This is a genomic window from Streptomyces sp. NPDC091292, assembly GCF_044757265.1.
Taxonomy (GTDB): Bacteria; Actinomycetota; Actinomycetes; order Streptomycetales; family Streptomycetaceae; genus Streptomyces.
This window is the reverse complement of the sequence record NZ_JBIVUQ010000054.1, coordinates 1-1488: the sequence shown is the minus strand read 5'-3', so window position 1 is coordinate 1488 and position 1488 is coordinate 1. Positions and strand designations below refer to the sequence as shown.

1 protein-coding gene is annotated in these 1488 nt (G+C 70.0%); it reads left to right on the top strand.

Features of this window, described 5'->3' with window-relative positions; genetic code table 11:
* Positions 1 to 261 precede the first annotated feature (261 nt).
* Positions 262 to 1464, top strand: a complete 1203-nt coding sequence (locus tag ACIQNU_RS43785) for an IS110 family transposase (RefSeq protein WP_401378318.1) — start codon at positions 262 to 264, stop codon at positions 1462 to 1464.
* The last annotated feature ends 24 nt before the right edge of the window (positions 1465 to 1488 follow it).

Genomic DNA, 1488 nt, shown 5'->3' with positions numbered 1-1488 from the left:
CCCCGTTATCGTCTTGGCGGTCCTGCAAGAGGGCCGCTGGCCTCCGGGCCCGGTATGACTGTGTCCCCCTGTCCAACGGATGACCTGGGGGGTGGTGTCGCCGGGCCCGAGGGGTGCCGTCGGAGACGCTGATGAGAGGTCCGGCCACCGTCTGGCCTGGTGCAATGCCGGGCAGTTCGCGGGCGGCAGGTCTGCATAACGTGGATGCGCCAGTACGACACCGATGCCGGGGCCGGCCGCACCGAAGGAGCTGGGAGCACGATGTTCGACACCGAAGACGTGGGCGTCTTCCTCGGCCTGGACGTTGGCAAGACCGCTCATCACGGACACGGGCTGACCCCGGCCGGGAAGAAGGTCTTCGACAAGCCACTGCCCAACAGTGAGCCGAAACTGCGGGCCGTGTTCGACAAACTCACGGCGAAGTTCGGCACCGTCCTGGTGATCGTGGACCAGCCCGCGTCCATCGGCGCCCTCCCGCTCACCGTCGCCCGGGACGCGGGCTGCGAGGTCGCCTACCTGCCCGGACTGGCGATGCGCAGAATCGCCGACCTCTACCCCGGCGAGGCGAAGACCGACGCGAAAGACGCCGCGGTGATCGCGGACGCCGCCCGCACGATGCCCCACACCCTGCGCTCGCTCGAACTCACCGACGAGATCACCGCCGAGCTGACCGTGCTGATCGGCTTCGACCAGGACCTCGCGGCCGAGGCCACCCGCACCAGCAACCGCATCCGCGGCCTGCTCACCCAGTTCCACCCCAGCCTCGAACGCGTCCTCGGCCCCCGCCTGGACCACCAGGCCATCCCCTGGCTCCTCGAACGCCACGGATCCCCGGCAGCTTTGCGCAAGGCCGGCCGCCGCAGGCTTGCCGAGCTGATCCGGCCCAAGGCCCCGCGCATGGCCGCCCGGCTGATCGACGAGGTCTTCGACGCGCTCGACGAGCAGACCGTCACCGTCCCCGGCACGGGCACCCTCGACACCGTGATCCCGTCCCTGGCCCGCTCGCTCGCAGCCGTCCACGACCAGCGCCGAGCCCTGGAATCCCAGATCAGCACCCTGCTGGAGGCCCACCCTCTTCACCAGGTCCTGACCTCGATGCCCGGGGTCGCGGTCAGGACCGCCGCTGTCCTGCTGGTCACCGTCGGCGACGGCACCAGCTTCCCCACCGCCGCCCACCTGGCCTCCTACGCCGGACTCGCCCCCACGACCAAGTCGTCCGGCACGTCGATCCACGGTGAGCACGCACCACGTGGCGGCAACCGACAGCTCAAACGGGCGATGTTCCTCTCCGCGTTCGCCGCCCTGCACGATCCCGCCTCCCGCACCTACTACGACCGCTGCCGGGCCCGCGGAAAGACCCACACCCAAGCCCTCCTCCGCCTCGCCCGCCACCGCATCAGCGTCCTGTTCGCCATGCTCCGCGACGGCACCTTCTACGAAGCCAGAACCCCACGCCACGCTTGACGAAAGACATAGAGGCACCCCCCC